The organism is Paraburkholderia megapolitana (assembly GCF_007556815.1).
In the GTDB taxonomy this organism is placed as follows: Bacteria; Pseudomonadota; Gammaproteobacteria; order Burkholderiales; family Burkholderiaceae; genus Paraburkholderia; species Paraburkholderia megapolitana.
Genome location: NZ_CP041743.1, coordinates 898782 through 914515, shown reverse-complemented (window position 1 = coordinate 914515; position 15734 = coordinate 898782). Strand labels below are relative to the sequence as shown.

At 63.2% G+C, this 15734-nt stretch carries 13 protein-coding genes; 7 read left to right on the top strand and 6 right to left on the bottom strand.

Annotated features, from left to right (window positions below):
- Positions 1-35 precede the first annotated feature (35 nt).
- Genes FNZ07_RS33530 through FNZ07_RS03820 form a run of 5 tightly spaced genes read left to right on the top strand, consistent with a single transcriptional unit; the run spans position 36 to position 5593 of the window.
- Positions 36-179 (top strand): hypothetical protein, encoded by a 144-nt coding sequence (locus tag FNZ07_RS33530; protein ID WP_170275661.1) that lies wholly within the window; start codon positions 36-38, stop codon positions 177-179.
- Positions 176-2062, top strand: coding sequence for an acyl-CoA synthetase (locus FNZ07_RS03835; protein WP_091011675.1), 1887 nt, complete (start codon positions 176-178; stop codon positions 2060-2062). The genes FNZ07_RS33530 and FNZ07_RS03835 overlap by 4 nt, the downstream gene beginning before the upstream one ends.
- Positions 2063-2101: 39 nt before the next feature.
- Positions 2102-3919 (top strand): alpha/beta fold hydrolase, encoded by a 1818-nt coding sequence (locus FNZ07_RS03830; protein WP_091011674.1) that lies wholly within the window; start codon positions 2102-2104, stop codon positions 3917-3919.
- 55 nt (positions 3920-3974) lie between these two features.
- On the top strand, positions 3975-4769 hold the full coding sequence (gene phaZ, locus FNZ07_RS03825; protein WP_091011673.1) for a poly(3-hydroxyalkanoate) depolymerase: 795 nt from the start codon (positions 3975-3977) through the stop codon (positions 4767-4769).
- Complete coding sequence (locus FNZ07_RS03820; protein ID WP_177228275.1) at positions 4769-5593, top strand: SDR family NAD(P)-dependent oxidoreductase; 825 nt, start codon at positions 4769-4771, stop codon at positions 5591-5593. Before phaZ ends, FNZ07_RS03820 begins: the two co-directional genes overlap by 1 nt.
- Here the strand turns inward: FNZ07_RS03820 and FNZ07_RS03815 are convergent, their stop codons facing one another.
- Positions 5594-6733, bottom strand: coding sequence for an MFS transporter (locus FNZ07_RS03815; protein ID WP_407670674.1), 1140 nt, complete (start codon positions 6731-6733; stop codon positions 5594-5596).
- Positions 6734-6996: 263 nt separating this feature from the next.
- Between FNZ07_RS03815 and FNZ07_RS03810 the strand changes: the two genes are divergently transcribed.
- Complete coding sequence (locus tag FNZ07_RS03810) at positions 6997-7878, top strand: helix-turn-helix transcriptional regulator (protein ID WP_170275660.1); 882 nt, start codon at positions 6997-6999, stop codon at positions 7876-7878.
- A gap of 287 nt (positions 7879-8165) precedes the next feature.
- Complete coding sequence (locus tag FNZ07_RS03805) at positions 8166-9200, top strand: SGNH/GDSL hydrolase family protein (RefSeq protein ID WP_211367872.1); 1035 nt, start codon at positions 8166-8168, stop codon at positions 9198-9200.
- A 57-nt stretch (positions 9201-9257) separates the two neighbouring features.
- Here the strand turns inward: FNZ07_RS03805 and FNZ07_RS03800 are convergent, their stop codons facing one another.
- The 5 genes from FNZ07_RS03800 to FNZ07_RS03780 all read right to left on the bottom strand — a co-directional run bounded on the left by FNZ07_RS03800 (position 9258) and on the right by FNZ07_RS03780 (position 15625).
- Complete coding sequence (locus FNZ07_RS03800) at positions 9258-10487, bottom strand: lipase family protein (RefSeq protein ID WP_170275659.1); 1230 nt, start codon at positions 10485-10487, stop codon at positions 9258-9260.
- Between the two features lie 205 nt (positions 10488-10692).
- Positions 10693-12384, bottom strand: coding sequence for a fibronectin type III domain-containing protein (locus FNZ07_RS03795; protein WP_091011669.1), 1692 nt, complete (start codon positions 12382-12384; stop codon positions 10693-10695).
- 217 nt (positions 12385-12601) lie between these two features.
- Positions 12602-13408, bottom strand: a complete 807-nt coding sequence (locus FNZ07_RS03790) for an isocitrate lyase/PEP mutase family protein (RefSeq protein ID WP_091011668.1) — start codon at positions 13406-13408, stop codon at positions 12602-12604.
- A gap of 55 nt (positions 13409-13463) precedes the next feature.
- The gene (locus FNZ07_RS03785) at positions 13464-14885 is read right to left on the bottom strand and encodes a pyridoxal phosphate-dependent decarboxylase family protein (protein ID WP_091011667.1); all 1422 of its coding nucleotides are present in this window, start codon (positions 14883-14885) and stop codon (positions 13464-13466) included.
- Between the two features lie 116 nt (positions 14886-15001).
- Positions 15002-15625, bottom strand: a complete 624-nt coding sequence (locus FNZ07_RS03780) for a trimeric intracellular cation channel family protein (protein ID WP_091011666.1) — start codon at positions 15623-15625, stop codon at positions 15002-15004.
- Between the last annotated feature and the right edge of the window lie 109 nt (positions 15626-15734).

Below are 15734 nucleotides of genomic sequence, written 5' to 3'. Positions count from 1 at the left end.
CCGAGTTGAACGTTCAGAAAAGAGGAGTGAGGAACATGATCGATCGACACGAACGACACGCACGAGAAGCGGGCTTTGCAAACGGTGGACAGCGCATCGGCTTTGGCCGCCGTAGCGTGCGACGCGACGACGCGCTATCGCCGCCCACGATCGCGATCGCGAACGGTGCGCCGCAATGAGTTCCTTCGGCCCATCTCTTCGCGACCAGAGCGACGTCGATGCCCTGGAGCGCACACCGCTCGTCGAGCGCCTGGAGTTTCCGGTATCGAGCTATGCGGCGATCGTTCGCCAGGCCGCGCGCACGCCGCGCAGCATCGCGATCACGTTCGTGCCGACGGGTGACCCCAACGACGGCGAGCAACGCTACGACTACACGACGCTATCGACGCGTGTCACGCAGGTAGCCAATGCGCTGCATGCCCTGGGCATCCGGCGCGAAGATGTCGTCTCCTACATGCTGCCGAATCTGCCGGAAACCCACTTCGTGCTGTGGGGCGCCGAGGCCGCTGGCATCGTGAATCCGATCAACCCGTTTCTGGAGGTCGATCACATCGTCGGCATCCTGAGCGCCGCGGGCACGCGTGTACTCGTCGCGCAAGGGCGCCAGGCGGCACCAGGTATCTGGGAGAAGGTCGAAGCCCTACGCACGCAGGTGCCGACCTTGACGACGATCATCCGCGTGGGCGGGACCGATGTCTGTCCCGACTGGGCACAGGACTTCGATACGTTGCTCGCCAGGCAGGCGGACAAGCCGATATTCACGCCGCCTGCCGCCGATGGCAGCGACGTCGCGTCGTACTTTCATACCGGCGGCACGACCGGGACACCAAAGCTCGCGCGTCGCACGCACTTCAACGAATCGGCGAACGCCTGGGCGGTGGCGTGCGCAGTCGATCTGGGGCCGCAAGACCCCGTGCTATGCGGCCTACCACTGTTTCATTCGAACGCGATGATGGTGACGGGTCTTGCACCATTCAGCGTCGGCGCGCACGTGGTGTTGCTGTCCGACAGCGGCTATCGCAATCCAAAGACGCAAGGCGCCTTCTGGCGATCGGTGCAGCGCTACCGCGCGACATTGTTCAGCGCGGTGCCGACCGTGCTGTCCGCGCTGCTCAACGTAGCGCGCGACGGTGTCGACCTGAGGTCGTTGCGCTTTGCGATCTGCGGCGCCGCGCCGCTGTCGCCCGAATTGTTCCAGCGGTTCGAGCGCGCGTCGGGTCTGAAACTGCTCGAGGGCTACGGCATGACCGAGGCGACCTGCGTGAGCTCGATCAATCCGCGCGACGGCGAGCGGCGCATCGGCTCGATCGGTCTGCGGCTGCCGTACCAGGAAATCAGGATCGTCGATCTCGGCAGCAACGGCGAGATCGTCCGCGAATGCGAGGTGGACGAGATCGGCACGTTGCTGCTGCGCGGTCCGTATGTGTTCTCCGGTTACGTCAAGGCCAGCGACAACAAGGGAGTATGTCTCGAAGACGGCTGGCTGAACACGGGCGACCTGGGGCGGCGCGATGCGAGCGGTTATTTCTGGCTGACGGGGCGCGCCAAGGATTTGATCATCAGGGGCGGCCACAACATCGATCCCGCGATGATCGAGGAAGGCTTGATGCGCCATCCGGCGGTGGAGATTGCCGCCGCAGTCGGCATACCCGACGGGCATGCAGGCGAACTACCGATCGCCTACGTCACGTTGCGCGCCGGCGCGAGCGTCAGTGCCGGGGAATTACTTGCACATGCACGCAGCGCGATTACCGAACGTGCGGCCGTGCCGGTTCACGTGCAAGTGCTAGATGCCATGCCGTTGACGGCCGTCAACAAGATCTTCAAGCCCGCGTTACGCGAAAAGGCGATTGCCAAGGCGTTGATCGACACCGTTCATCGCGTATGCGGAGACACGGCGAAAGTCGACGTCGAGATCCGGCCGCATCCAAAACTCGGGCTGGAATCGCATGTGAGCGTTGTGCTCGCGAACAGCGCCGAGCGGGACGCGTTGATTGCGCAGACCGAAGCGGAATTCGGCCGGCTTCCGGTGCATTGGGTGGCTCGATGGTCTGCCGCCTGACCGGCAAACATACATCGGCGTAGAAACAGGAGAGACAAGATGACCAGGGCAAGGTCGCCTGAAGGTGACCGCAAAGTCAACGCCGCAGGCAAAGCCGGCAGCGCACGGAGTGATGGCGCCGCAAACGGTGCGAGTGGCAGGCCGGAACAGGTAGCCGGATCGGCGAGTGCGAAGCAGGCGGAAGGCGTCGAGCGTACCGCAGACAACGTGCTCGGCCAGAATCTGCTCGGAGACTTCCTGCCGTCCGACCTCTGGGTGACGGCGAGCAAACTCACGGGGCGCGCGATCACGCAGCCGTTCGGATTGCTCAGAGCGACGATGGGTTTTTGGGGGACGCTCGGTCAGATGGTTGCAGGCGAGTCGCGACTTGCCACGGAACCGGGCGATCGCCGCTTTTCAGACGATGCCTGGGAGCACAGCACGCTCTACGCGAGCTTGCTTCAGACGTACCTCGCATTGCGCAAATCGATGACGAACTACGCGCAGATCGCGGACCTCGACGAGCGTGCACGATTCCTTCTGAACCAGATCGGCGACGCGGTGGCACCGAGCAATTTTCTGCTGGGCAATCCCGGCGCGCTGCGTCGGGCGAGACAAACCTGGGGCCTCAGCGTCGTGAAAGGAGCCGGCAACCTGCTTGGCGACATCCGCAAGCGTCGACCCGTTCCGTCGCAGGTGGACGAAGGTGCCTTCGAGGTAGGTGGCAACCTCGCGGTGACACCGGGTTCGGTCGTGCTGCGAACCGAGATGTTCGAACTGATCCAGTACGCGCCGCAAACGTCGCAGGTACATCGCCGCCCGCTGCTCGTGGTGCCGTCTATCGTCAACAAGTACTACATCTTCGATCTCGCACCGAAGCGCAGCATCCTCGAGTACTACGTGCAGCAGGGTTTCACGGTGTTCGTGATGGTGTGGCGCAATCCGCAGCGCCGTCACGATCGCTGGGGCATGCCCGAGTACCAGGATTCAATCGACACCGCAATCGACACGAGCCGCGCGATTACCGGCTCGGACGATGTGAACCTGTGGGCCGTATGTGGAGCGGGGCCGGTCGCGGTGTCGATGGCCGGCTATTACGCGGCGACGCAACAGCGCAAGATCCACAGTCTGCTGCTCGTGGTTTCTCCGCTCGACATGACCGCGATGTCAGGCGCGCCTACGATCGGTGCATTGATGGACACGCGGGCCCAAGAAAAGCGCAGCGATGGCGTCGTGAAGAAAACGCTGCGCAACCGGCGCATCAGCGCGAAGGAATTCACGGTCCTGTTCGCGATGCTGCGTTCGAACGAGTTGATCTGGAATTACTGGGTCAGCAACTATCTGATGGGCGAAACGCCGTCCGCTTTCGACGTGATGTACTGGAACGGCGACGGTACCGGCATGACGGCTCAGTTCAATCACGACTTCAGCGAGTTCGTCGAACGGAACCCCTTCGTTACAACGGGAGCGATGAAGGTGCGGAACACGCCGATCGCCGGTCTCGCCGAACTCGATATCGACAGTTACGTGCTCGGCGCAAAGAACGACCACCTCTGCATCTGGCAAAGCGTTTACCGCAGTGCGCAGCTGTTCGGTCCTCGCAGTCAGTTCGTGCTGGGCAACAGCGGCCACGTGCAGACCATCGTGTGTCCGCCGGACAACCCGAAGGCCAGCTTCTCCACCGGCGACGATCTGTCCGGCACCGCGGAGGAATGGCTCGAGCGATCGACGCGTCACGCCGGAAGCTGGTGGGATCACGGCGTCGCGTGGACACGAGAACGCGCGGGTCCACTCGTCGATGCGCCGCTGCAGCAGGGCAACGCCGGATTTCCGACGCTATGCGCGGCACCCGGCACCTACGTCCATGAACGGGGTTAGAAACTGCATGAGTACACATACGGCAAGACTGGTTCGCAACACGTCCGCAAGGGCGATGGAAACCCAGCAAGTCGACGTCTACGGAACGACTGTGCGTGTAGCCGTGTGGCCGGGTGACCGGGCACATACGCCACTGGTCCTGTTCAACGGGATCGGCGCGAGTCTGGAGTTGCTGCTGCCGTTTGCCGACGCGATGGGCGACGTCGAGGTGATTGCCTTCGATGTCCCCGGTGTAGGAGAGTCGTCACAAGCACCGGTCCCTTACCGGTTATGGATGCTGTCGATGCTGGCGGGCAAGCTGTTGACGCAGCTCGGGTATCGCACGGTCGACGTGCTCGGGGTGTCATGGGGCGGCGCGCTCGCGCAGCAGTTCGCGTTGCAGAATCCGCGGCGCTGCCGCCGTCTCGTGCTGGCCGCAACCTCGCAGGGCGTGTTGATGGTGCCCGGCAAGTTGTCGGTGCTGGCCAGCTTGCTCACGCCGCGCCGGCATAACGATCCCGCTTATCGCGATGCGATAGCCGGTGAAATCTACGGCGGCAAGGCGCGTCATAGCGCCACCTCGTTGCACGAATTCCGCAAGACCAGCAAGCGCGGTTATCTGCTGCAGCAGGTCGCGATTGCCGGCTGGACCAGCTTGCCGTGGCTGCCGCTGTTGCAGCAACGCACCTTGATTCTGGCCGGCAACGACGATCCGATCATCCCGCTCGCGAATGCCCGCCTGTTGAATCGCCTGATTCCCCGCAGCCGTCTGCACGTGTTCGACGACGGCCATTTGTTCCTGATCTCCGACGCGCTCGAAGCCGGTCGGATCGTCAGGGAATTTCTGCTTTCGCCTCAAGGAGCGTCGTGATGAAGAAACTGGAAGGGAAAGTCGCACTCGTCACGGGCTCGGGTCGCGGCATTGGGCGCGAGATTGCGTTGAAGCTTGCGGCCGATGGCGCACGTGTCGTGGTCAACGATCTCGATGCGACTTTCGCCGGGGAGACGGTCGCAGCCATTCGCGATGCCGGCTCCGATGCATTCGCCTGCATGGGCAGCGTCACCGATGCGGATTTCGGCGAGCGCTTCGTGCGGAGCGCGGTCGATACCTTTGGTGGTGTCGACATCATCGTCAACAACGCTGGCTACACCTGGGACAGCGTGATCCAGAAGATGACCGACGAGCAGTGGTACGCGATGATCGACGTCCACATGACCGCGCCGTTTCGCATCCTTCGCGCAGCCGCCGATTTCATTCGTCAGGCCGCGAAAAAAGAAGCGGACGAAGGTCGCGAGGTGTTCCGCAAGGTCGTCAACATTTCGTCGCTGGCCGGTGTGGGCGGCAATACAGGCCAGCTCGGCTATGGCGCGGCCAAGGCAGGGGTCAACGGGATGACACGTGTGATGGCCAAGGAGTGGGGGCGTTTCAAGGTCAACGTGAACAGCGTGGCATTTGGTTTGATTCGTACGCGTCTGACCGAAGCGGCGGCGGGCACGGGTGCGATCCAGATCGAAGGTCGGGAAATCAAGGTTGGGGTGAATCCCGATGTGATGAAGAACATGGAAAGCGGCATTCCCCTGGGGCGCGGCGGCACACCCGAGGAAGCCGCTGGGGCGGTCTATCTGTTCTGCATTCCGGAATCGAACTACATCAGCGGTCAGGTGGTGGTGTGCAGCGGCGGGTTCATGTTTTGATCAGCCCCGCTGTGCCCGTGCCAACCTGCGTGCGCCTGCGGCATGCACCAGCAGTGCGACAGACACGAACCCGCCACTGATCGCACAAACCGCCGGCCAGCCCGCCACTTGCCACGCGAGCGTGGCACCCGCCGAACCCAGCGCTGCACCGAGAAACATGCCACCCATGAAAATCGTATTCATACGGTTGCGCGCTTCCGGCCGCAGTGCGTAGATCACGTGCTGGTTCGACACGAGCGCGCTCTGCTGGCCGAAGTCCAGCAGAATCACACCCGCGATCAAACCCGCGATGCTCCCCCAGCACGCAAAGACGATCCACGACACGAGCATCACGACGCAGCTCAGACCGATCACCGCATAGGGGCCACGGCGATCCGCGAAACGGCCGGCAATCGGTGCAATCAGCACGCCGCCCGCGCCGATGATGCCGAACAGCCCGGCCACTTCCGCACCAAGCTGATAGTCGCGCGCGAGGTGCAGGGTGAGCAGGGTCCAGAACGCACTGAACGAAGCGAACATCATCGCTTGCACCGCGGTGGCACGGCGCAACTCGGGCTCTTCGCGCCACAGGTCCGTGAGCGAGCGCAGCAGTTCGCTATAGGGTGCGCGGGTTTTCGGGGCGGATTTCGGCAGCACGGTGGCGAGCAACAACAGCGCACCGAAGACGAGCAACGGGCCTAACCCGAACATGGCGCGCCAGCCGTAATGCGCCGCGACAAAACCCGCCAGCGTGCGCGCAAACAGAATGCCGCACAACAGACCGCTCATGACTGTACCGATGGTCGCGCCTCGACGATGCGGTTCGGCGAGTTCCGCGGCGAACGGAACGATCTGCTGCGCAACCGTCGACAGAACGCCAACCAGTGCGGACGTTGCCACCAGTGCCCACGCGTTCGGTGCCAGCGCCAGTGCGACGAGCGCAGCACCGAGTGCCGCGAGCTGCAGAAAGATCAGGCGCCGACGTTCGAACCGGTCACCGAGCGGTATCAGCAGGATCAGCCCTAGCGCATAGCCGAGCTGGGTGGCGGTAGGGACAAGGCTAGTTATGGCCGTGGCGCCCGGAAAACTGGCCTCCATGAGGCCGAGCATCGGCTGGTTGTAGTAGATGTTCGCGATGGCGATGCCGCAGGCAATCGCCATGGCCAGCGTGGTCCGCAAGTTGAGTGAAATGGCGGCGGGGCCGTGGGGTTGAATGGAGATGCTCGATGGGTCGGTATTCATGTGAAAAGCGATGGACTGGCGGCGCATGGCGCACGAAACGTGACCGGCGCGCAATTCCCGGCATGTGTCGGGTCGAATCACGCCGATCGGCGGTTTCGTTATCATGTGACGACCCGGCGTGTGCCGCTGTCGAAAAGCGGCACCGGGTAGCATGTTTTGGGACTCAACCAAGGAAAACCGCGATGCAGCAGTCCATATCGCACGATCTCGACGAGATGACCTACTTCAGCGCGGAGGCTGAGCGCAGCGGGCATCGCTTGCTCGATTCCGTTGCGTCCGCAGGCATTCATCTGCAGCGCTACGACTGCCAGCCCGGCGGATGGAGCCACGTTCCGATCGGCTGGGTGCGCGTCGCCATTCAGGAAGCCGCCTCGCCGCGCATGATCAGGAAGCTCGGCCGGCGCAGCGACAGCGGATTTCGCTCGTGTGGACAGATTTCGATCAGCCCGGCGGACGTCGAGCAGCGGTGGTCGTGGGATCGCGCGATGCGACTGACGTTGCTGTTCGTGCGGCCGGACTGGCTGGAGACGCTGACCGGCGGTCGTCCGTTTTCGCTGCACATGCCGCTTGCCGTGCACGACCCGGTATTGACTAACGCGGTGCACGGTCTGATCGACACAGCGCGCGCCGGACATCCGCTGGCGCCTGCGCTGACCGATGCGGCGGGCACCTATCTCGCGGCCCATCTATTGACGCGCTATGACGCGACGAACGAGGCTACTGCACGGCCGGCGCGCATGGCCGACTGGCAGCTCAAGCGTGTGCTCGATTTCATGAAAGCCCGTATTGGCGAACCCACGAATCTGACCGACATGGCCGCGGAGATCGGCATGTCGGCACATTATTTCTGCCGCGCGTTTCGCATGACGATGGGCGTTTCGCCTTATCAGTTCATGCTCGCGCAACGCATCGAGCTGGCGAAGACGCGGTTGCTGTCCGGCGAACAGGACTTATCGTCGCTCGCCGTGGAGCTGGGCTTTTCGAGTCATTCGCATTTCAGCAGCACGTTTCGGCGGGTGACGGGTTGTACGCCGAGTGGTTATCGGTGGGCGGGACATCATTAGGAGTCGACACATGGAGCCTCGCTTTGCCACGGCGCAAAGCGGGGCTCTTCTACGCAAAAGATACCAGGAGGAGATGAATGTCTATGCGCAAGTTATTGAAGGCGACCTCGGTAATTGTCGTTTCGATGTTGCTGGGATTTGCCACTCTGGCCGGAGCGCAATCGGCGTCGACCAGCCAGGCCCATTGGGTCGGAAGCTGGGGGGCTTCTCCTGCTTTTCCTAACGGCCCTGAAGTCACGAGGCAAACCATACGCCAGGTTGTGCGTTTATCGATTGGCGGACGCGCAGTGCGAGTTCGTTTTAGCAATGAGTTGGGCACCGCTCCGCTGGTCATTGAATCCGCTCATCTTGCGCGACCAGGGCAGACGCCGGGAACGATCGATCCATCCACCGACCTTCATCTGACGTTCGGCGGACGACCGTCCATCACGATACCGGTCGGTGCACCGGCGCTGAGCGATCCAGTCAACCTCGATGTGAAGGCGCTGGACAGTCTGTCGGTCAGTATTTATGTGTCGAGCGATACCGGCCCTGCTGCGACGCATCCCCTTGGCCAGGCCACCACCTATATGTCAGGTGGCGCCGATTCGACTACCGCAGTTGTCTTGCCACAAGCGACCACCAGCACCGCACGATTTTTCATTAGCGGCATCGAGATCGACGCGCCCAATATCGGCGCGGTGGTGACGCTTGGCGATTCCATCACCGATGGCTACGGCTCGACGATCGATGCTAACCGCCGTTGGCCGGACGTGCTCGCACAGCGTCTCGTGGATGCGCACATTCCGCTCGGCGTGGTGGATGCGGGCATTAGCGGTAACCGTGTTCTGCATGATCTGCCCGAGGTGCAGTTCGGTCCAGCGGCGCTGGCCCGTTTTGATCGCGATGTCTTGTCGGTGCCCGGCGTTCGAACGGTCATCCTGATGGAATCGATCAACGATATCGGTCATCCGGGCTCGGCAGGTCTTCCGGATCAGGCCGTGACCGCCGATGACATCACGGCCGCCATGCATCAACTGGTCGATCGCGCGCATGCGCACGGAATCCGGATATTGGGCGCTACGCTCACGCCGTATGCCGGCACGATATTCCCCGGCTATTTCACGAAGGAAGGTGAGGTCGAGCGTCAGGCGGTGAATCGATGGATCCGGGAAAGCGGGGCGTTCGACGGTGTGATCGATTTCGACGCTGTAGTGCGTGACCCGGCGCGTCCCGATCACATTGCAGCCGAATACGATTTCGGTGACCACCTGCATCCCAATGACGCGGGATATCGCAAGATGGGTGAGGCGATCGGCTTGTCGATGTTGAGCGGGAAATGAGGTCGACATAAACGACAAGGCCGGCGCGAAGCCGGCCTTGTCGTTTCAGGCATACCGCTAAGGCTTCGGCAGAGCGTCGCAATTGCCGCTGATACGCTCGCCCGCAAATGCCCTCGCAACAAACTGCGTCGAATCGGGCAGCGATCCGTTCACCGTTCCCGAATGATCGAGCTCCGGATAGTAATGCCACTCGATCCGATCGCCTGCCTTGCATGCTCCAGCGACGAGCGCAACCTGTCCCGGCACGAACACATCGAGATCCTTGCCGCCCGTTCCGACGAAGATCGGGATATCCGATTGCAACGACGGATAGGCGGCTTCACGGCTGATCGCAGCGAGAGCCGATTTCGGCGAACGCTTGAAGCTGGTATCGAACGTGAGTCCGTCCGCGACGATCTTCTGTTCGATGGCATGCAGGCAATCGCGCTGACTGGTTTCGAATGCTGGCATTGCGCGGTCGTTCAGATAATCGGCGGGGACGAATGAAGGATCGCGCAGCGCAGCGGTGCTCAATCGCAGCATGTCGTACGCGAAGGTCGGCACCACCGATTTGTGCGCGTTGGCCACCGCCGCATCGTCGGCGCGCTCGTGAACGGCCGCGTACGGCGTACCCGTCGAGACCACACCGACAATCTCCAGTTCGGGCGCATAGTCCTTCGCATAGACGGCCGTCGCGAATGCCGCGCGACCGCCTTGCGATTGCCCGAACACCACGACGCGCTTCGACAGATCGAAGCTGCCATGCGTCACTGCCCGGATGCTGTCGAGCACGCCGTATGCGAGCGGACGGGTCAACCCATACGGATGCAGCCCCGGTGTGCCAAGGCCCTGGTAGTCGGTTGCGACGATCGCGTAGCCCTGTGCGAGCCAGTGGTTCAGATAGCGGGTATCGCGTGCGCTGCGCTTCGTGAACGACGGCGCACATACGTCGGCGCTGCCGACCGTGCCGTGCGCCCATGCCATCAATGGCCAGCCGCCCGACGGCGCCGTGCCCTTCGGCAGAAACAGTGCGCCGGATACGACGATCGGCGTGCGATTGTCGATACCGTCAGTCGATGTGTAAAGGATGCGGATGTCCTGCCCGGCTTCGGCAAGACTCTGCTCGGCTGTTAGCGGCTCGCTGCGCAGCATCTGTCCTGGCGCTGCCGGCACCTTGTCGGTCCAGTTGTAGAACGCGGGGACACCGCCGTCGCCCGGGACGGACGATGCCTCGGCGAATACCGCCGGGGTGACAAATGCCGCCATTGTAGCCAGCATGAAGAGTCGTGTGAGTTTTGCCCGGAACATCGTGAGGTTTCCTTGGCTTCGAGGTGGCGTCGAATGACTGGGTGTTTGCCGCGCGACGTGGAGATCGGGGAGAGCGATATCGACGGCGGGTTTGATTCTACAACCTCGTTACGCTCGACCACGATGCGACGCGGGGTTCGAGTGTTGAGCTCGAACCCCGCGGGTGTTACCGGAAAGGAAACGGCTGAGCGCCGAACAGCGCGACCTACCAGCCGCGCCGTTGCTTCGACAGCTCGATCGTCTCGAACAGTTCGTAGTTCGCAGTCGGCGTCGTGTCGGCGCCCGGCGCATGGTAGTAGTTCATCGTGATCGTGGTCTTGCCGCCCGGCTCGCCCGGATCGTGATCGAACACGGCGATGCCGTAACCGGTGCCGGTGTCGCGTTGTGCGGACCAGATTGCGTCTTCCACGGCATCGGCACCAGGGCGGACGAAGACGCCCGGTTTGGCGGTGTTCGGTACCGGGCGGTTCGGGCGCGTGAATATCTGCGCTTGCGGTTTGCCGTCGCCGGCGTCCACGCCGTAGACGTCGAGCGGTGCGCTCGTGCCGCCACCGCCCAGAATCAGGTGGATCGTGCCGTGCGTCGTGTCGAAGCGCGTGCTGTCCGGGCTCGGGGACGAGACCGGACGCGGTTGCAGCGTATCGACGACCTGGCCCGTTGCGACGTCGGTGCCCGCGTGGTGATTGCAGCCGCGCACAGGGTAGCTGCGCTCATAGTCGTGATCGTGTCCGCACAGCACCAGGTCGACGCCATAGCGATCGAACAGCGGCAGCCACGCTTCGCGAATGCCTTTATCCGAGCCGTTACCGGTCTTCGACGAACTGAGCGCGTCCTGATGCATCTGCACGACGATCCAGTCGACCTCGCGATCTTCCTCGGCCCAGCGCAGCGTTCTTTCGAGCCAGCGGGTCTGTTCGCCATTGCTATAACCGCGCACGTAGAACGACGTACCCGGTTCGATCGGCGGATTGCCGGTGCTGGCGGCCGGGACCAGCGGGCTCGGACCGGCGACGAATGCGGCAGCGTCCTGGTACACGACATCGTCGGCATCGAGCGAGATGAACAGCACCGAGCTGACGCGGAAGCTGTACCAGCGGCCCGGAAAGCGCGTGCCGTTCTCCGGCAGCGTGTAGCGCGTCAGATATGACTCATAACCCTGTTCGCCGTTGTTGAACTCGATCTCGTGATTGCCCGGGCAAGGCATCCACGGACGATTCGCCGACGACGTCTGGTTGTTGTTGCCGAAGTCGCGCCACACATCGGGCTGATGCGTCGGGTTCAGGTTCGCGTAGCAGAGGTCGCCGTTCAGCAGGTGGAACAGCGGCTGAAAGCGCTCGACGGCCTGCACGGCAAAGCGGCTTTGCGGCGACGACAGGACCCAGCCGGTGTTCGGTGTGGCGAGATCGCCATAGCTGGTCCAGCGAAACGGTGCGCGGCCATGCGGCGCAGTGCGGAAGCTCGCGGTAAACGGCTGGCCGGCGTTGCTGTCGTTGTCGGCGGTGACTTCGTATTCGTAGTCGGTCGAGTGGTGCAGGCCGTGCAGGCGCGCATGGTAAGTGAACACGACCGCGCCGTTGAGCCCATCGGTATAGGTGCGTTGTACGCCGTGCACGGTGATTTTCCGTTCGCCGCCACAAGAGAAATGCACGCGCGGGTTGGTGGCCGGCGCGAGCGATGCCCACGAGATCACGACTTCCGTCGCCGGATTGTTGCCCCACGTCAGATGGATCTGTTCCGGTGTGCCGTCGGGCGTGGCCGTGGTCGCACGGGCCGCCGATGCCAGGCTGCCGGTGGCCGTGGCGAATCCCGATGCGCCCGCGAGCTTGAGGAAGCCGCGGCGCGAAACGGTGGCGGTGGGCTCGGCTGACGGGGTATCGGTAGTCTTCTTGTTCGACATGGATTGTCTCGTCCTTGGGGGAGGAAGCCGACGCATGGCTCCTGCAACGCAGGAAGCACCGGCCGGTATGAAGTAAGTCATCGCCAGCCGCGAGCGCTCACCGCGGCCGGTTGCAAAAACTTACCTTATATTCCATGACGTGTTACCGGGCTATGACATCGCCCTCAACGATGCTCAAGGAGCCTCAAACGTAGCCTTGCCGGACGAGATTCGCGTGCTACAGGTTCTTGAACAGCCCCTGCAACTGCGGGTACGGCATGGACCCTTCCGACATCGGTTCGGACCGGCCGCTTTCGAGAAACGCGCGCGCAAGTTTCTCGGCTTGCCCCCACAGCAGTTGCGGAATGCCGGAACCGGCGCTCAGACGCCGCACGCCGAGTGCACCGAGTTCGGCGGCGGCGGGCAGGCCCGGCCATGCCATCACGTTGACCGGCAGCGAGACGCCGGCTACCACCGCCTTGATCGCCTCAGGCTCGTGGAGTGCGGGCACGAACAGACCGTCGGTACCGGCCGATCGATACAACGTACCGCGCGTAATCGCCTCGCCCAGTCGCGCCGGCACATCGACGAGACCGGCAAGAAAAACGTCGGTCCGCGCGTTGACGAAGATATCGAGGCCGGCCTTCGCAGCGGCTTGCCTGATTGCTTCGATTTTCGCGGCGAGCAGACTCGGCGAATCGGGACCGTCTTCGATATTGATGCCGGACACGCCGACGTCGATGAGCCGTAGCGCGAGATCGGCGACAGTGTGTGGGTTGTCGGAGTAGCCGTTCTCGATATCGACGGATAGCGGAACCTTCAGTACCCGCACCATGTTCGCCGCGACGTCGATGACACGCTCGACCGGCAGTACGCGGTTATCGGGGTAGCCCATCGCCCACGCGACACCGGCACTCGTCGTTGCGATTGCCGGTGCACCGAGACTCTCGAACAACCTCGCGCTGCCCGCGTCCCACGCGTTCGGCAGACGAAGCGGCAAGGTGTTGACGTGTAGCTCGCGAAACTTTTGCGTGAGTTCAGACATGGTGACTCCGATGACTGCAGATTGAGAAAGATCGACGACGGAGCGGACTGCGAACCTAACCGTTCTGCGAGCGCAGGATCTGCTCGACAGCGGCTACTGCACGCGCGATATCCCGCGCGCCGGTTTGCCAGTTGCACACCGATATCCGCATGCAACGTTTGCCGCGCCAGGTTGTATTGCTGAACAGCGCTTCGCCGCTTGCGAGGACCGCGGCGGTTACGGCATCGGTGCGCGCGTCGTGATCGTGTTCTGTCGCGCCTGGCCGTGGGTCCAGGAAGCGTACGAGACCCTGGTTGATCGTCGGTGCCCACACCAGCTCCGCACCGGGAAGCGCACCGATGCCACTCGCGATGCGATGTGCGGCATCGCAACAACGATCGATCAGTGCCGCGACACCTTCGCGGCCCAACTGCCGGAGCGCTGCGTAGGTCGCAACACCGCGACCGCGTCGCGACCAGTCCGGGTTCCAGTCTTTCTGCTCGCGTACGTCGTCGTTGTGCGTGATGTAGCTCGCCTCGTATGACATCGCACTGCGATGCGCCTGTGCATTTGCAACGAACGCAAAACCGCTGTCGTACGGTACGTTGAGCCACTTGTGGCCATCGGTGGTCCACGAGTCCGCCTGTTCTACGCCAGCCAGCCGATGCCGGTGCTGCGCGCTGGCGTTGGCCCACAAGCCGAACGCACCGTCGACGTGAACCCACGCCTCGTAGCGATGCGCAAGCGGAATCAGATCGGCGAAACAATCGTACGCACCGATATTCAGATCGCCGGCCTGTAGCAGCACGATCGTGAGCGTGTCGGGATTTTCCAGCAGCGCGCGTTCGAGTGTGGCTGTGTCGAGTTGTCCGGCCTGATTCGCCGGCAGGCCGATCACGGCCGCGGTGCCGAGACCTAGCAACCGCGTGGCGCGCGTGATGCTGCCGTGGAACTGATCGCTACTGAGAATGCGCAGCTTCGGCGCGCCGAACAAACCATCGCGTTCGACCTGCCAGCCGCGCCGCGCGAGCAACGCATGACGCGCTGCCGCGAGCGCGGTGACGTGGGCCATCTGGCAGCCGCTCGTCAGCGCAAAGCTTGCGTAGCGAGGCAAGCCGAGCAGATCCTTCAGCCACGCGCCGCACACCTCTTCGATGACCGCTTCCGCCGGCCCGCAGGAATACGACGCGGCGTTCTGGTCCCACGCACTGGTCAGCCAGTCCGCGGCGAGCGCGGCGGGCAGCGATCCACCGATCACCCAGCCGAAAAACCGTCCACCCGCACTACCGAGAATGCCACCGGCCGTGTCGGCAACGAGTTCATCGACGATCTGTTCGGCGGGCAGGCTCTGCTCGTTCAGCGGCTTCGCAAGACGCTCGCGTAGCGTTTGCAGGCTGGCGGTGGCCGCGACCGGGTTATGCGCCAGATTATCCAGATGCGCGAGCGAGTGGCTCAACGCACGTTCCAGGGCAGGACGAAAAATGGAATCGTTGTTCATACATCCTTCCTTCCCGATTGGAAACTGGAGACGACCGTCAGCGGAGGCCCAGTTTAGCCAATATCGATTGCTTTGACTGGCCAGATTCGGACATCAATATCTGGTGATGATCCGCTTCACCACGGTGTTGCTTTGGGCAACTGCCAGCCATGCATCACAGCGAGGATGCGCAACGCGAAGCACGCGCCAGCGCCTAGCAGCGCGGCGACCATCGGCGACAGGCCGAACCGCCGGCCTGCTACCAGCACGACTGCACCGACGAATGCCGCGCTCGCATAGATATCGGCGGCGAGCACCATGGGCACGCGCGCCAGCAGGATGTCGCGAACCACACCGCCGCCGACACCCGTAACGGTGCCCATCAACGTCGCGATAAACGGTCCGATGCGGTAGTCGAGCGCTTTCTGCGCGCCTGCTACCGCGAACAGCGCGAGCCCCGCGGCATCGAGCGTCATGATCGGCATGAAGGGAAGCGCGCGGGCGGTGTCGTGAAAGACGAAGGTCAGCAGGCCGGTGACAAAGGCAAGCACCGGGTAGCGCCAGTCGCGCACGGCGTTGGGCGGCGTGGCGCCGATCAGCAGGTCGCGGATCACGCCGCCGCCCAGCGCGACCACGAACGACAGCACCATGACGCCCAATAAATCGAGCCCATGGCGCATCGCGGCGATGGCGCCTTCGAGGGCGAATACCGCGGTGCCGGCCAGATCGGCTGTGAGCACGATCGATTCGATTCTTTTCATCAGCGTCGCGGGCGAAACGGAAGAAGGAGCAGGGTGGTTTGCCGTGGCTGTGCCAATCGCCTCGGCACGGCCGTAGCCTGCTTGCGATGATAACCGCGGCGGGTGTCGG

Coding starts and splice junctions, on each gene's coding strand:
- FNZ07_RS33530 (WP_170275661.1), top strand. CDS start 36: ATGATCGATCGACACGAACGACACGCACGAGAAGCGGGCTTTGCAAAC.
- FNZ07_RS03835 (WP_091011675.1), top strand. CDS start 176: ATGAGTTCCTTCGGCCCATCTCTTCGCGACCAGAGCGACGTCGATGCC.
- FNZ07_RS03830 (WP_091011674.1), top strand. CDS start 2,102: ATGACCAGGGCAAGGTCGCCTGAAGGTGACCGCAAAGTCAACGCCGCA.
- phaZ (WP_091011673.1), top strand. CDS start 3,975: ATGGAAACCCAGCAAGTCGACGTCTACGGAACGACTGTGCGTGTAGCC.
- FNZ07_RS03820 (WP_177228275.1), top strand. CDS start 4,769: ATGAAGAAACTGGAAGGGAAAGTCGCACTCGTCACGGGCTCGGGTCGC.
- FNZ07_RS03815 (WP_407670674.1), bottom strand. CDS start 6,733: ATGGCGATTGCCTGCGGCATCGCCATCGCGAACATCTACTACAACCAG.
- FNZ07_RS03810 (WP_170275660.1), top strand. CDS start 6,997: ATGCAGCAGTCCATATCGCACGATCTCGACGAGATGACCTACTTCAGC.
- FNZ07_RS03800 (WP_170275659.1), bottom strand. CDS start 10,487: ATGTTCCGGGCAAAACTCACACGACTCTTCATGCTGGCTACAATGGCG.
- FNZ07_RS03795 (WP_091011669.1), bottom strand. CDS start 12,384: ATGTCGAACAAGAAGACTACCGATACCCCGTCAGCCGAGCCCACCGCC.
- FNZ07_RS03790 (WP_091011668.1), bottom strand. CDS start 13,408: ATGTCTGAACTCACGCAAAAGTTTCGCGAGCTACACGTCAACACCTTG.
- FNZ07_RS03785 (WP_091011667.1), bottom strand. CDS start 14,885: ATGAACAACGATTCCATTTTTCGTCCTGCCCTGGAACGTGCGTTGAGC.
- FNZ07_RS03780 (WP_091011666.1), bottom strand. CDS start 15,625: ATGAAAAGAATCGAATCGATCGTGCTCACAGCCGATCTGGCCGGCACC.